The following is a 13746-nucleotide window of genomic DNA, read 5'->3' on the forward strand; positions in this document are numbered from 1 at the left end:
CATGAGCGAGCACGACGCCAACGCGCGCTTCCTTCGGGAGTCCATCGTCGAGCCGGAGACCATCGCCCGCGCTCGCGCCCACGCCGTCGAGCTGGGGGCCGCCCCGATCAGCGCGGTCGTCGGCTCGCAGATCGCCGTGCTCGCCGCCGCAGGCACCGCCCGCTCCATCGTCGAGATCGGCACCGGCGCCGGCGTCTCCGGACTCTGGCTGCTGCGCGGCGCGCCGACCGCGGTGCTGACCTCGATCGACAACGAGCCCGAGCACCTCGCCGCCGCCCGCCAGGCGTTCGCGGACGCGAAGGTGCCCGCCACTCGTGCCCGGTTCATCGCCGGTCGCGCGATCGACGTGCTCCCCCGGATGAACGAGGCGTCGTACGACATCGTCTTCGTGGACGCCGACCCCGAGAACGTCATCGAGTACGTCTCGCACGGCCTCCGCCTCGCCCGCACGGGCGGCCTGGTGCTCGTGCCCCGCATCCTCGCGGGGGGCCGCGTGGCCGACCCCGTCCAGCGCGACGACATCACATCCGCCTACCGGTCGCTCGTGCAGGAGACCCAGGAGTCGTCGGCGGTGCTGGCGACCGTCTCCCCCGCGGGCGAGGGTCTGCTGCAGCTGATCCGCCTCGACGACCGCGCCTGATCGGACGCCGCTCACGCGAAGAGGGCGAGGGATCCGCGGATCCATCGCCCTCTCGGTTCCGCCGCAGCGGACCAGATTCGATCAGGCCGGGGCCACGACGGCACCGAGCACGTCGTGAAGCTCCTTGGCCTCGGCGTCGTTCACGGAGACGACCAGGCGGCCTCCTCCTTCGAGCGGAACACGCACGATGATGAGTCGTCCCTCTTTCACGGCCTCCATGGGTCCGTCTCCGGTCCTCGGCTTCATCGCTGCCATCGTGGCTCCCTTTCCTCCGGTGGTATGGGACGAGTTTATCGGGTGCGGCCGCGCCGTGGACGTCACCGGACACAATCCGCGTCGCCGCGTCGTCAGGGCACCTGCCAGAACGTACTGCCGAGGGCATACACGTGATAGATCCAGACCCACTGACCCAGCAGGCACAGCGCGAGCACGCCGAGCCGCCAGGCACGGGAGCGCGGTACCGCGACCGCTCCCCACGCCGGGCTGAGCGGCAGCAAGAGGCGGAAGGTGCTCGACTGGGGGAAGAACACCGCGAGTAGATAGAGCAGGTAGCTCGCGCTCCAGAGACGCAGATCCGGGCCGAGCGCGCGCACCTGCGGGGACCGCAGCAGCGCGGCGGCCGCGGCGACCACGAGCACGACGAGGGCGACCGGCCCCCATCCCGACGGCAGACCCCACAGCTCGAACCAGAAGTGCGACGCCTGCACCCATCCCTCGAAGGGCACGAAGCCCTCGACGCCGCCGACGATCCAGTGCCGTCGCCACGCGAGCTCCGTGGCGAGGTAGGCGCCGGGGTCTCCGGTCACGACGCCCGCGATCAGCTGCCAGGCGAATCCGGTGGCCGTCGCCAGCGCGCCGAGTGCCACGATGTGCACCACTTCCCTGGCGCCCAGCGGATCGGTGCGGCGGTGCCTCCAGCGAAGGATCCCGTGCAGGCCGAGGTACAGCGCGAAGGCGAGCACGCCGGGACGGGTGAACCCCAGAACGGGGATCAGCACGTACAGCCAGGCGTAGTTCCGCCGGATCGTCGCGTCCAGGGCGAGGAACAGCAGCAGCAGGAAGAGCGTCTCGGCGTATCCGACCTGGAACAGGGCGGCGAGCGGACCGGATGCGAAGAAGACGACGGCCCACAACGCGGCCGCGTTCCCGACGCGGTCGCGGAGCAGCCGATGCAGGGCGAGACAGGCCAGGTAGCCGGCACCGAGCGAGAGCACGAGGGCGCCGGCCGCCCAGGAACCGAGCACGAAGCCCAACGCCTTCGCGGCGTACGCGAACACCGGCATGAACGCCCAGGCGTTCTCGGCCACCTGCCCGTCGTCGGTCAGCGGGAGGTCCGAGGGATAGCCGTGCACGGCCACCTGCCAGTACCACTGCGCATCCCATCCGAGGACGAAGTCGATGAGTCCCGCGTCGTCGCCGAAGCGGGAGAACACCGTGGACAGGGAGGCCGCGGCGATGAGGAATCCGGTCGTCACGACCCGTGCGAGGACGTAGACGATGCCGATGCGCAGGGCGAGCGGCATCCGCGCCCAGCGCCGCGTGAGCGTCAGTGCGACGTGAGCCATGCGCGCAGACCCCGCTCGACGGCGTCGATCTGGGCGAGCGGCACGCGCTCCTCGTCGTGATGGGCGAGATGCGGGTCGCCGGGTCCGTAGTTCACGGCCGGGATGCCGAGGGCCGAGAAGCGGGCCACGTCGGTCCACCCGTACTTCGGCTGCGGCTCCGCGCCGACGGCCGCGACGAAGCGGCGCGCGATGTCGGCGTCCAGACCGGGGCGCGCGCCCTCGGCGGCATCCGTGATCTCGACGTCGAATCCGGCGAGGACCGCCCGGACGTGGGCCTCGGCGTCGGCCGCGGACTTGTTCGGCGCGAAGCGGTAGTTGACCTCGACCTCGCAGGCGTCCGGGATGACGTTGCCCGCGACCCCTCCTGCGATGCGGACCGCGCTGAGCCCCTCCCGGTAGAGCAGACCCTCGACCATCACCTCGCGCGCCCGATACTCGGACAGTCGCGTGAGGATGGGGGCCGCGCGATGGATCGCGTTCTCGCCGATCCAGGCCCTGGCACTGTGCGCGCGGACGCCCGTGGTCCGCACGATCGCCCGCAGCGTGCCGTTGCACCCACCCTCGACCTGTCCGTTCGACGGCTCCCCGAGGATGGCGAAGTCGGCCTGGAACAGGTCGGGCCGTGCCGCGGCGAGAAGCCCGAGGCCGTTCAGGGAGGCCGCGACCTCCTCGTTGTCGTACCACATCCAGGTCACGTCGATCGCGGGGTCGGTGAGCTCGGCGGCGAGCTTGAGCTGCACCGCGACCCCGGCTTTCATGTCGACGGTGCCCCTTCCCCACAGATGCGGCACGCCGTCGATCTCGACGTCGCGCGTGGGCAGGTTGTCGTTGAGGGGCACGGTGTCGATGTGCCCGGCGATCGCCACGCGCTGCGCTCGGCCGAGATCCGTGCGGGCGACCACCGTGTTGCCGTGGCGGATGACCTCCAGGTGCGGCAGACCGGACACGGCCTCCTCGATCAGGTCGGCCAGGGTCTTCTCATCGCCGGAGACGCTCGGGACGTCGCAGATCGCGCGGGTGATGTCGGCGGAGGACGCGGTCAGATCGAGCACCATGCCCCCAGCCTACTGATGCCCGTCATGCGGGACGGGACACCGTCGTCGGCGCGATACCGTGGAGGCATGAGCGACGCACGATCTGTCTGGGGACTGGGCCTGACGACCACCGCGAGCGACGGCACGGTCCTCGACGCGTGGTACCCGGAGGTCCGCTCGTCCGCGCCGTCCGCGGACCAGGTCGCCACCGCCCGCACCGCGCTCGACGCGCAGACGGGCCAGGACGAGCGGCGCGACGTGACCATCGCGGTCGTCGAGCTCACGATCGATCTGGACGCGGCTCCGGCCTCCACGGCGGACGCCTATCTGCGCCTGCACGCCCTGTCGCACCTGCTCGTGCGGCCGAACGCCCTCAACCTGGACGGCATCTTCGGTCATCTGCCGAACGTCGCCTGGACCAATGCCGGCCCCCTGCGCCCCGCCGATGCGGCGCGCCTGCGCCCGCAGCTCCAGCGCGCCGGGATCCAGATCCAGGGTCTGGACAAGTTCCCCCGCCTCACCGACTACGTGCAGCCCGCCGGGGTGCGCATCGCCGACGCCTCGCGCGTGCGGCTGGGCGCCCACCTCTCCCCGGGCACCACCGTCATGCACGAGGGCTTCGTGAACTTCAACGCCGGAACCCTCGGCGCCTCGATGGTCGAGGGTCGTATCTCGCAGGGCGTGGTGGTCGGCGACGGCAGCGACATCGGCGGCGGGGCCTCGATCATGGGCACGCTCTCCGGTGGCGGGTCGCACCGTGTGTCGATCGGCGCCCGCACGCTGCTCGGCGCGAACGCCGGCATCGGCATCTCCCTCGGCGACGACTGCGTCGTGGAGGCCGGGCTCTACGTCACCGCCGGCACGAAGATCGTCCTCGCCGACGGCCCCGCGACCGCCGACGGCGGACGGAAGACCGTCAAGGGCGCCGATCTCTCGGGTGAGGACGGCCTGCTCTTCCGTCGCAACTCCCTCACGGGCGCCGTCGAGGCCGTCCGCCGGGCCGGCGTCGGCGTGACGCTCAACGAAGCGCTCCACGCCTGACAGCGCACCTGCAGCCTTCGACCGGTCGCCGCTGGTAGACTGGGGTCGTTGCCCGCGCCGCCGGCCGGTCAGCATCGTCGTCGTCTAGGGGTCTCCGAGGACCGAAGCGAGCGCCTGCGCTCCCCTCTCCAGCCCGAACTGGCCATTCGCACGGCGAACGGACGCGCACTCGCTGCGTCTTCGCCCACCTCACCCCACTATCCCGCGCCGTTCTCGTGCGCTGACGGAGTTCTCTGCATGTCTTCCTTCCTCGATCTCGGCGTTCCCGCCGAGCTCGCCACCGTTCTCGCCGCCTCCGGAAAGACCGAGGCGTTCGCCATCCAGCGCGACACCCTGCCCGACTCGCTCGCCGGCCGTGACCTCCTCGGCCGCGGACGCACGGGCAGCGGCAAGACCATCGCCTTCGCGCTCCCGCTCGTCGCCCGCCTGGCTGCGTCCGGCCACAAGCGCCGCTCCGGCCTGCCGCGCGGCCTCGTGCTCGCCCCCACCCGCGAGCTGGCCACCCAGATCGCCGCGACCGTCGCCCCCCTGGCCGAGGCCGTCGGGCTGCGCGTCACCACCGTGTTCGGCGGCGTCAGCCAGCGTCCGCAGGAGCAGGCGCTGCAGGGCGGCGTCGACATCGTCGTCGCCTGCCCCGGCCGTCTGGAAGACCTCATGAAGCAGCAGATCGTGCGTCTCAGCGCGATCGAGGTCACCGTGCTCGACGAGGCCGACCACATGGCCGACCTCGGCTTCCTCCCCGGCGTCACCCGCATCCTCTCAGCGACCCCCGCCGACGGTCAGCGCCTGCTGTTCAGCGCGACGCTGGACCGCGGCATCGACACCCTCGCCCGCCGGTTCCTCACGAACGCCGTCAGCCACGAGGTCGACGAGGCGAGCGTGCCCGTCGGCGAGATGACCCACCGGGTGCTCGTCGTCGACTCCCCGGAGAACAAGACCGTGCTGGTGCGCGACCTCGCCTCCGGCACGGGCCGCCGCATCCTCTTCACGCGCACCAAGCACCAGGCGAAGAAGCTCGCCAAGCAGCTCACCGCCGCCGGCATCCCGGCCGTCGACCTGCACGGCAACCTGTCCCAGAACGCGCGCGAGCGCAACCTCGGCGCCTTCTCCGCCGCTCCTGAGGACGGCGGCGTCCGCGTCCTCGTCGCGACCGACGTCGCGGCCCGCGGTGTGCACGTCGACAACGTCGACCTCGTCGTCCATGTCGACCCGCCCGTCGAGCACAAGGCGTACCTGCACCGTTCCGGACGCACGGCTCGGGCCGGCGCGGCCGGCACCGTCGTCACCGTCGTCCTGCCCGAGCAGCGCCGCGACGTGAAGGATCTCCTGCGCAAGGCCGCGATCACGGCACCGCTGGAGAACCTCACCACCGACGCCGTCACCGAGCTCGTCCCGGAGCGGGCACCGCACGTGCGGCCCGCGCCCCCGCAGCCGCAGCAGCAGCAGCGCTCCGCGAAGCAGCGGCCGGCGGGTGGCGAGAGGAGCACCGCGACCACCCCGCCGTCCCGCCGCCGTCGTCGTCCCCGCCCCGCGGGCCAGGGCGGCGCGCCGGGCTCGCAGCGTCAGGGCGGCCAGGGCCGTCAGGGCACGCGTGGAGCCCAGGGACGCTGATCCCGGCTCGTGCCTGACAACAGCGAAGGCCCCCTCGCACTCCGGTGCGAGGGGGCCTTCAGCGTCTGCGGCGCAGCGCTCAGCGGGTCGGGAACGCGCGCTCCGGCGACCCGGTGTAGAGCTGCTGCGGGCGGCCGATCTTGGTCTGCGGGTCGAGCTGCAGCTCGCGCCACTGGGCGAGCCAGCCGGGAAGACGGCCGATCGCGAAGAGGACGGTGAACATGCGCGTGGGGAATCCCATCGCCTTGTAGATCACGCCGGTGTAGAAGTCGACGTTCGGATACAGGCGCCGCTCACGGAAGTAGTCGTCGGCGAGGGCGATCTCCTCGAGCTCCTTCGCGAGGTCCAGGAGCGGATCCGTGACGCCGAGCGAGCTCAGCACCTCGTCTGCGGCCTCCTTGACGAGCTTGGCGCGCGGGTCGTAGTTCTTGTAGACCCGGTGCCCGAAGCCCATCAGCTTCACGCCCTCTTCCTTGTTCTTCACCCGCTCGACGAACCGGGAGACGCTCTGACCCGAGTCGCGGATCTGGCCGAGCATGGTGAGGACCGCCTCGTTCGCACCGCCGTGCAGGGGTCCGGACAGGGCCTGGATCCCGGCCGAGACGGAGGCGAACTGGTTGGCGCCGGTCGAGCCGACGAGACGGACGGTGGAGGTCGAGGCGTTCTGCTCGTGGTCCTCGTGCAGGATGAGCAGCAGTTCGAGGGCCTTCACCATCGTCGGGTTGATCTCGTACGGCTCGGAGTTCACGCCGAAGTTCAGCTTCAGGAAGTTCTCCACGAAGCCGAGCGAGTTGTCCGGGTAGAGGAACGCCTGGCCGACGCTCTTCTTGTGCGCGTAGGCGGCGATCACCGGGAGCTTGGCGAGCATGCGGATGGTGTTCAGCTCGACGTGCTCGGGGTTGTGCGGGTCGGTCTGGCCCTCGTAGTACGTCGACAGAGCGGCGACGGCGGACGACAGCACCGACATGGGGTGCGCGGTGTGCGGCAGCGCGGAGAAGAAGCGCTTGAGGTCTTCGTGCAGCAGTGTGTGGCGACGGATCTTCTCGTCGAACTCGGCCAGCTCCGTGGCGGACGGCAGCTCTCCGTAGATGAGCAGCCAGGCGACCTCGAGGTAGCTGGTGCTGCCGGCGAGCTGCTCGATCGGATAGCCGCGGTACCGCAGGATGCCCTTGTCACCGTCGATGAACGTGATGTCCGACTTGGTGGAGGCCGTGTTGACGAAGCCGTAGTCGAGCCCCGTGAGGCCGGTCTGACGGGTCAGCGTCGAGAAGTCGATGCTGTCGTGGCCCGCGGTGCCGCGGACCAGGGGGAATTCGGCGGTGGTGTCGCCGATCGTCAGCTTCGCCGTCTGGTCTGCCGCAGCGCTCACGCGGACCTCCTCCTTCTGTCTGATCGCCCCGGCGTCGCGGGCGTCAGCAAGTTCTTGATCAAGCCGGAACTGGCGATCTCTCGGGCGCTGAGCGCCTGGCCGGGTGCCGACCGAATCGCCTTTACAGCCTAGTCGTCACACAGGCCTACTGTGACAACCGCCAAAGGGATCGGCACAGCAGGGAGGGTTCCTACAGATCCGCTCCGCGCAGACGCCGAGCCGCCTCGGCGACGAGGTCCGTTGGCGCCGTCAGCGACAGCCGCACATGCTCGGGGGACGACGCTCCGTAGAAGTGCCCTGGTCCGGCGAGGATCCCGAGGTCGGCGAGACGCGCCATCGACTCCCAGGCGTCGCGTCCCTCCGTCGCCCAGAGATAGAGCCCGGCCTGCGACCCGTCGATGCGGAAGCCGGCCGCCTCGACGGCGGGGAGCAGCAGGGCGCGCCGCTCACGGTAGAGCTCCTTCTGCGCCACGACGTGCGCCTCGTCACCGAGGGCGACCACCATCGCCTGCTGGACGGGCGCAGGCGGCATGAGGCCGAGATGCTTGCGCGCGGTGAGGAGCTCGCCGACCACGCGGGCGCATCCGGCGACGAAGGCCGCGCGGTATCCCGCGAGGTTGGACTGCTTGCTCAACGAATAGACGCTGAGGAGGTTCGCCCGTGTGCCGCCGGTCACCCGGGGGTCGAGCACGGACGGGATGGGCTCGTCCGCCCAGGGGCCGTCCCATCCCAGTTCGGCGTAGCACTCGTCGCTCGCCAGCACGGCGCCCAGCTCCCGAGCCCGCTGCACGGCCACGGCGAGCTCGTCGACGGTCCACGTGCGGCCGTCCGGGTTGCCGGGGGTGTTGATCCAGATGAGCTTCGCGCCCTCCGGCCACTCCGCCGGGTCGTCGGCCGCCAGGGGCGTCGCCCCCGCCACCCGCGCGCCGACCTCGTACGTCGGGTAGGCGACGCGGGGATGCACGACGATGTCTCCGGCACCGAGCCCCAGCAGCGTGGGCAGGAGCGCGACGAGCTCCTTGGAGCCGATCGTCGGCAGCACGTTGTCGACCCGGAGGTCCGGGACGTCGCGGCGGCGGGCGTACCAGTCGACGATCGCCTCCCGGAGCGCGGGGGTGCCGACGGTCTGCGGATAGGCATGGGCGTCGGTCGCCTCGGCGAGGGCCTGACGGATGACCTCCGGCGTGGGATCGACCGGCGAGCCGACGGAGAGGTCGACGAGACCGTCCGGGTACCGGGCGGCGCGCTCGCGGTAGGGGACCACGGCGTCCCAGGGGTAGTCGGCGAGGTCGCGGACGCTCACGGAGCGTGCCTACTCGCCCTGCGGCGGGAGCGCGGCGATGATCGGGTGGTCGAACGGGTAGACGCCGACCTTGGCGGCGCCGCCGGGCGAGCCGATCTCGTCGAAGAACTCGACGTTGGCCTTGTAGTAGTCCTGCCACTCGTCGGGGAGGTCGTCCTCGTAGTAGATCGCCTCGACGGGGCACACCGGCTCGCACGCCCCGCAGTCCACGCACTCGTCCGGGTGGATGTAGAGCGACCGTTCGCCCTCGTAGATGCAGTCAACGGGGCACTCGTCGATGCAGGCGCGATCCTTGACATCGACGCACGGGAGGGCGATCACATACGTCACCCCCTCAGTCTACGACCCGTGGACCTCGGGTTCCTCCGCGGAGGGCGTGGCGGGGCGGACCGGCTGCCGGGAGAACGACGGCCACGCGATGACGAGCAGCACGATGCCGGCGGCGAGATAGGTCCAGATGCGCCCGGCGAGGGTGTCCTGCACGACGACGGAGCCACCGGGACCGACGCCCGAGATGAGCACGATCATGGCCAGCATCCCGAGACCGGCGGCGACCGCGGCCCCCCGGTCGTGGGTGAGCGCCCGCACGGCGATGAGGATCGCGGCACATGCGACAGCGGCGACGATCAGGCCGATCGGGATCGGCCCCCACATGACGCTGTGCGCGATGGTTCCCGCGACGCCGTAGACCCCGCCCACCAGGGCAGCGGCCACCCAGGACAGCACCCTCGACAACCACTTCCCGCGCACCCCCCGATCCTACCCGGGCGGTGCCCGGCGAGACGACGGCTCAGGCGGCGAGACCGGACAGCCGCAGCAGCGCGGCGACGAGGGCGGCGGACGCCACCACCACGAGGAACGACTGCCGCAGCCAGAGGAGTCCCGCCGCGACGAGCAGGGCGGGCACGCGCGCGTCCACGGTGATCGCCTGCCCGTCACCGAGGGACTGCACCGCGACGAGGGCGGCGAGCAGCGCGACGGTGAGGAGGTCGGAGATGCGGGCGGGGCGCGGCGCCTCGAGCACCTTCGGCGGCACGAGATAGCCCACGGCCTTCAGCGCGAGGCAGATCAGGGCGGCGAGGAGGATGGCGCTCCAGAGGCTCATGCGCCCCCCTCCCCTTCGCCGACGCTCGCGGGACGCGGTGTCCCCAGCCAGTTCAACCACCCGACGACGATCGCGACGACAGCGGCGACGAGCACCGGGAGCCCCGGCATGAGGAACGGCGTGAGGGCTGCCGCGATCACGGCGGCCGCGATCCCGACGGCGACGGCCTGCCGCTGACGCAGACGCGGCCACAGCAGGGCGAGGAAGGCCGCAGCCGCCGCGGCGTCCAGCCCCCAGGCCTTCGGGTCGCCGAGCACGTCGCCGACCAGCGCGCCGACGAGGGTGGTGAGGTTCCAGCCGAGGAAGATGCCGACCCCCGTGACCCAGAAGCCCACCCGGCGCAGGCGCTGATCGTCCTGCGCGATCGCCACGGCGGTGGACTCGTCGATGGTGAAGTGCGCGGCGGCCGCTCGCCGTGCCGGTCCGCCCCCGATGAGCGGCGACATGCGCATCCCGTAGGCGACGTTGCGCACGCCGAGGAGTGCCGCCGATGCGATCGCCGAAGGCAGGGCGGCCAGGCCACCGGCGGCGAACACCCCCACGAACGCGAACTGCGATCCCCCGGTGAACATCAGGAGGCTGAGCACGCACGTCTGCCAGACGTCGAGTCCCGCGGCGACGGCGAGCGCGCCGAAGGAGATGCCGTAGGCGCTCGTGGCGAGCACGACGCCGAGCGCCTCGCGCCATACCTCACGCTCAGCGGTCACCGGGTCCCACTCCACCGCGACGTTCGCTTCACTGAACACACGATCATCATTCTGAACATGGCGATCCGTATAGTCAAGCGAACGATCGTTTGCCATGATGAACACATGGAGGATCTCCGCACCCGCATCGCCCGCACGCTCCGCCGCGAGCGCGAGGCCGCGAACCTGTCCGTCTCCGAACTCGCCCGACGGGCCGGGATCTCGAAGGCCACGGTCTCGCAGCTCGAGAGCGGTGCCGGCAATCCGAGCGTGGAGACGCTGTGGGCGCTGGGCGTCGCGCTCGGCGTGCCCTTCGCGGTGCTCGTCGACCAGCAGGCCAACGCCCCGACCCTCATCCGCGCCGACGACCTCGCGGGCGTGCCGTCCTCCGCCGCGGCCTACAGCGCCACCCTGCTCTCCGCGAGCCCTCCGGGTGCCCGGAGGGACGTCTACCTGATCCAGGCGGAGCCCGGCGACCCCCGCCGGTCCGACCCCCACCACGCGGGCACGGTCGAGCACGTGATCCTCATCGCCGGGCAGGCACGGGTCGGTCCCCCCGACGATGCCGTGGTGCTGAACCCCGGCGACTACCTGACCTATGCCGGCGACGTCGCGCACGTCTTCGAGGCGGTCGAGCCCGGCACGAGCGCCGTCCTCATCTCCGAGCTGCGCTGAGGTTCACTCCCCCGGCCCCGTCGGCGACGGGTCGGGGATCTCGTGCGGTCGGTACTGCGGCAGGCGCGACGCGGGCAGGATCGCGAGCGCGCTCACCGCGGCGAGGATCAGAAGGCCGAGCTTGAGCGTGCGCAGCCGCGACTCCTCGTTCACGGCGACCGCGGCGTCGACCTGTTCCGGCGTCGCGTCCGTGGTCTCCAGCACCGCGCGCAGTTCGTCGTTGCTGATGAAGTTCACCTCGTTCAGATCGACCTGCGACACCAGCGACGGCGGCAGCTCGGGATGCTCCACGACCGCGCGGCCGACGTTGAGCGCGAGCAGGGACACCAGCAGCGCCCCGGCGAGCGCGGTCCCCACGGCGGAGGCCAGGTTCTGCGTGGTGCCGCGCAGCGACCCGACGTCGCCGGCGAGCTCGGGCGGCGCCGCCGTCACCAGTACGTTGAACACCAGGGTGACGAGGGCGCCCTGGCCGATGCCGAACACGACGAGCCCGGCGATGGTCGGCACCGTCTCCCAGTTGTTCGTCACCACGACCGACAGCCAGACGAGCGCCGCCGTGGTGAGGATGAACCCGAACACGCCGATCGTCCGCGGCGGGTATCGCCTGTAGAAGCGCACGACGAGCGTCGCCGTGATGAACACCGTGAGGTTGAACGGCATCATCGCCAGGGCCGTATCGAACGGCGTGCGCCCCTGGACGATCTGGATGTACAGCGGCACCGTGAAGTTCACGCAGGCCTCGAGGGCGACGACGATGAACATGGCGTACACCGCGGCGCGCTCCCGCGACGAGCCCAGCACGGTCAGGTCGATCAGCGGCACCTTCCCCTCGGCCATCCGCCGCCGGGTCCACAGGAAGAACCCCTGGCCCAGGATGATGCCCAGGACGATGAAGATCGGGGCGGGCGAGAGTCCGAGGACGGAGAACGGCGCGGACGGCGCCGCCGCGAGTGCTCCCCAGCTGTTCAGGTTGTTGAACCCGAGGGTGAGCAGCACGATCGCCGCGCCGATGAGGAGGGCGGCGACGAGATCGATGCGGATCGCCGCGTCCCCGCGGTCGCCGCGCAGCGTGAAGCTCAGGGCGAAGACCGCCACGGCGATCGCCAGCACGATGACGAACAGCGGACGCCACCCGACGAGGGTGCCGAGCGTCCCTCCGATGAGGAAGGCGCTGACGCCGGAGATCGCGCGTGCCGAGCCGATCGCTCCGATCGCGGTCGCCTGCTGCGGTCCCCGGTAGTTCTCGGCGATCAGGGCCACGATCGAGGGGACGATGATCGCGGCGGCCGCACCCGCGACAGCCTGCCCGGCGATGGCCCACCAGACGGTCGGGGCGAGGAGCATCATCACGGCGGACCCGGCGAAGAGCGCGACGACGACGCGGAAGATCAGCACCCAGCCGACGCGCTGCCCGAGTTTGGCACCGGTCATCACGAGCGCGGCGACGGCGAGGCCGTACATCACGATCGTCGTGCTCGCGATGGTCGGCGGTACGCCGAAGTCGGCCACCATGCCGCCGAGCGAGATCGGCAGCGCCGCGACGTTGAAGGACATGAGCACCTGCGCGAGGAACAGGCTGACCATCGGCAGCCAGGACGTCTTCACGGGTGCGGGAGCCGTGCGGGTCATAAGCGCTCTCCTTCCGACGACGACGAGGCGCCCGCCCCGCCGGCATGCTCACGGGCGGGCGCGGAGGCGAAGAGGTTCAGCCCGAGCGACCGCGACAGGTGTCCGATCGCCATCTGCGACCGGATCGAGTTGCCCGCCTCGTCCAGGCGGGGTGAGAACCCGGCGACGGCGCCCTTGCCAGGAGAGACCGCGACGAGGCCGCCGGCGACACCCGACTTGGCGGGCAGACCGATCTCGAACAGCCAGTCGCCCGACCGCTCGTACAGCCCGCTCGCCGCGACGACGGCCAGCGTGTCACGGCAGACGTCCGCGGAGACCACCCGCTCCCCCGTCACCGGGTTCACTCCGCCGTCGGCGAGCGTGGCCCCCATGACGGCGAGGTCGTGCGCGGTGACCGCCAGCGCGCACTGCCGGGTGTAGACGTCGACGATCTCATCGGGGTCGCCGGCGAGCCGGCCGTAGCTGCGCAGCAACCAGCCCAGGGCCCGGTTGCGCTCGTTCGACCCCGCCTCGGACGCGTAGACCTCCCCGTCCAGGCTCAGGGGCCGTCCGGCGAAGGCGGACAGCCCCTCGCGGACACGCTCCCACTGCTCCACCGCCGTGGCGCCCGGCATGAGCGCCGTGGTGGCGATCGCCCCGGCGTTGACCATCGGGTTGCGCGGATGCCCGTCGTTGAGCTCCAGCGCCACGACCGAGTTGAAGGCGAGCCCGGTGTTGTTCACACCCACGATCTCGCGGACCCGCTCGTGGCCGTGCTCCTGGATGGCCAGCGCATAGACGAACATCTTCGAGATCGACTGGATGGAGAACGGGTGCAGGGCGTCTCCGGCGTCGTGGATGCCGCCGCCCACCTCGATCACCGCGAGCCCGAAGAGCTCCGGATCGACCGCGGCGAGCACGGGGATGTAGTCCGCCACCTGGCCGGACACCTCGTCCGCGTACCGGGCGTGGGCCTCGCGGACGAGCTCGTCCACCCGCTCCCACCCGGGCAGCGTGCCCGTGGAGACCTCCTGAGGGACATCGAGCCAGACGGTGGGATCGAGCACCACTCCTCCTCGGAATCGCGACGCCCCCAGCCGTCTCCCTGA

At 71.3% G+C, this 13746-nt stretch carries 15 protein-coding genes; 4 read left to right on the forward strand and 11 right to left on the reverse strand.

Annotated elements, in window-relative coordinates:
* The first annotated feature begins 1 nt into the window (after position 1).
* On the forward strand, positions 2 to 640 hold the full coding sequence (locus AB1285_RS09645; protein WP_268777750.1) for an O-methyltransferase: 639 nt from the start codon (positions 2 to 4) through the stop codon (positions 638 to 640).
* Between the two features lie 81 nt (positions 641 to 721).
* Here AB1285_RS09645 and AB1285_RS09650 read toward each other — a convergent pair whose 3' ends face one another.
* From AB1285_RS09650 to dapE, 3 genes are all read right to left on the reverse strand, one after another.
* Positions 722 to 895 carry a DUF3117 domain-containing protein gene (locus AB1285_RS09650; RefSeq protein WP_071328210.1) on the reverse strand — a complete coding sequence of 58 codons (174 nt, stop codon included), beginning with the start codon at positions 893 to 895 and terminating at the stop codon, positions 722 to 724.
* A 92-nt stretch (positions 896 to 987) separates the two neighbouring features.
* Positions 988 to 2205 carry a hypothetical protein gene (locus tag AB1285_RS09655; RefSeq protein ID WP_292793596.1) on the reverse strand — a complete coding sequence of 406 codons (1218 nt, stop codon included), beginning with the start codon at positions 2203 to 2205 and terminating at the stop codon, positions 988 to 990.
* Complete coding sequence (dapE, locus tag AB1285_RS09660) at positions 2187 to 3260, reverse strand: succinyl-diaminopimelate desuccinylase (RefSeq protein WP_187663654.1); 1074 nt, start codon at positions 3258 to 3260, stop codon at positions 2187 to 2189. Before dapE ends, AB1285_RS09655 begins: the two co-directional genes overlap by 19 nt.
* Before the next feature lie 66 nt (positions 3261 to 3326).
* On the opposite strand from dapE, the gene dapD reads away from it, so the two are divergent.
* A complete protein-coding gene (gene dapD / locus AB1285_RS09665) occupies positions 3327 to 4280 on the forward strand; it encodes a 2,3,4,5-tetrahydropyridine-2,6-dicarboxylate N-succinyltransferase (protein ID WP_370428706.1) in 954 nt (317 codons plus the stop codon).
* A 237-nt stretch (positions 4281 to 4517) separates the two neighbouring features.
* Positions 4518 to 5891, forward strand: a complete 1374-nt coding sequence (locus AB1285_RS09670) for a DEAD/DEAH box helicase (RefSeq protein WP_370428705.1) — start codon at positions 4518 to 4520, stop codon at positions 5889 to 5891.
* Positions 5892 to 5970: 79 nt separating this feature from the next.
* Here the strand turns inward: AB1285_RS09670 and AB1285_RS09675 are convergent, their stop codons facing one another.
* The 6 genes from AB1285_RS09675 to AB1285_RS09700 form a co-directional block, all read right to left on the reverse strand.
* On the reverse strand, positions 5971 to 7260 hold the full coding sequence (locus AB1285_RS09675) for a citrate synthase (protein ID WP_259953090.1): 1290 nt from the start codon (positions 7258 to 7260) through the stop codon (positions 5971 to 5973).
* A 190-nt stretch (positions 7261 to 7450) separates the two neighbouring features.
* A complete protein-coding gene (dapC, locus tag AB1285_RS09680) occupies positions 7451 to 8563 on the reverse strand; it encodes a succinyldiaminopimelate transaminase (RefSeq protein WP_187663651.1) in 1113 nt (370 codons plus the stop codon).
* A 9-nt stretch (positions 8564 to 8572) separates the two neighbouring features.
* Positions 8573 to 8893, reverse strand: a complete 321-nt coding sequence (fdxA, locus tag AB1285_RS09685) for a ferredoxin (protein WP_017203330.1) — start codon at positions 8891 to 8893, stop codon at positions 8573 to 8575.
* A gap of 9 nt (positions 8894 to 8902) precedes the next feature.
* Entirely contained in the window at positions 8903 to 9313 is a 411-nt protein-coding gene (locus AB1285_RS09690) for a histidinol dehydrogenase (protein WP_232089204.1), read from the reverse strand.
* A gap of 40 nt (positions 9314 to 9353) precedes the next feature.
* Positions 9354 to 9668, reverse strand: a complete 315-nt coding sequence (locus AB1285_RS09695; RefSeq protein WP_187663650.1) for an AzlD domain-containing protein — start codon at positions 9666 to 9668, stop codon at positions 9354 to 9356.
* The gene (locus tag AB1285_RS09700) at positions 9665 to 10375 is read right to left on the reverse strand and encodes an AzlC family ABC transporter permease (protein WP_280571781.1); all 711 of its coding nucleotides are present in this window, start codon (positions 10373 to 10375) and stop codon (positions 9665 to 9667) included. The genes AB1285_RS09695 and AB1285_RS09700 overlap by 4 nt, the downstream gene beginning before the upstream one ends.
* Before the next feature lie 105 nt (positions 10376 to 10480).
* Here AB1285_RS09700 and AB1285_RS09705 point away from each other — a divergent pair, with 105 nt between their 5' ends.
* Complete coding sequence (locus AB1285_RS09705) at positions 10481 to 11029, forward strand: helix-turn-helix domain-containing protein (RefSeq protein WP_187663649.1); 549 nt, start codon at positions 10481 to 10483, stop codon at positions 11027 to 11029.
* Between the two features lie 3 nt (positions 11030 to 11032).
* Here AB1285_RS09705 and AB1285_RS09710 read toward each other — a convergent pair whose 3' ends face one another.
* Together AB1285_RS09710 and glsA are read right to left on the reverse strand one after the other, a co-directional pair.
* Positions 11033 to 12658, reverse strand: a complete 1626-nt coding sequence (locus AB1285_RS09710; protein WP_259962796.1) for an MFS transporter — start codon at positions 12656 to 12658, stop codon at positions 11033 to 11035.
* Positions 12655 to 13704 carry a glutaminase A gene (glsA, locus tag AB1285_RS09715; RefSeq protein WP_370428704.1) on the reverse strand — a complete coding sequence of 350 codons (1050 nt, stop codon included), beginning with the start codon at positions 13702 to 13704 and terminating at the stop codon, positions 12655 to 12657. The genes AB1285_RS09710 and glsA overlap by 4 nt, the downstream gene beginning before the upstream one ends.
* Between the last annotated feature and the right edge of the window lie 42 nt (positions 13705 to 13746).

The sequence above is a fragment of the Microbacterium sp. NRRL B-14842 genome, assembly GCF_050470785.1.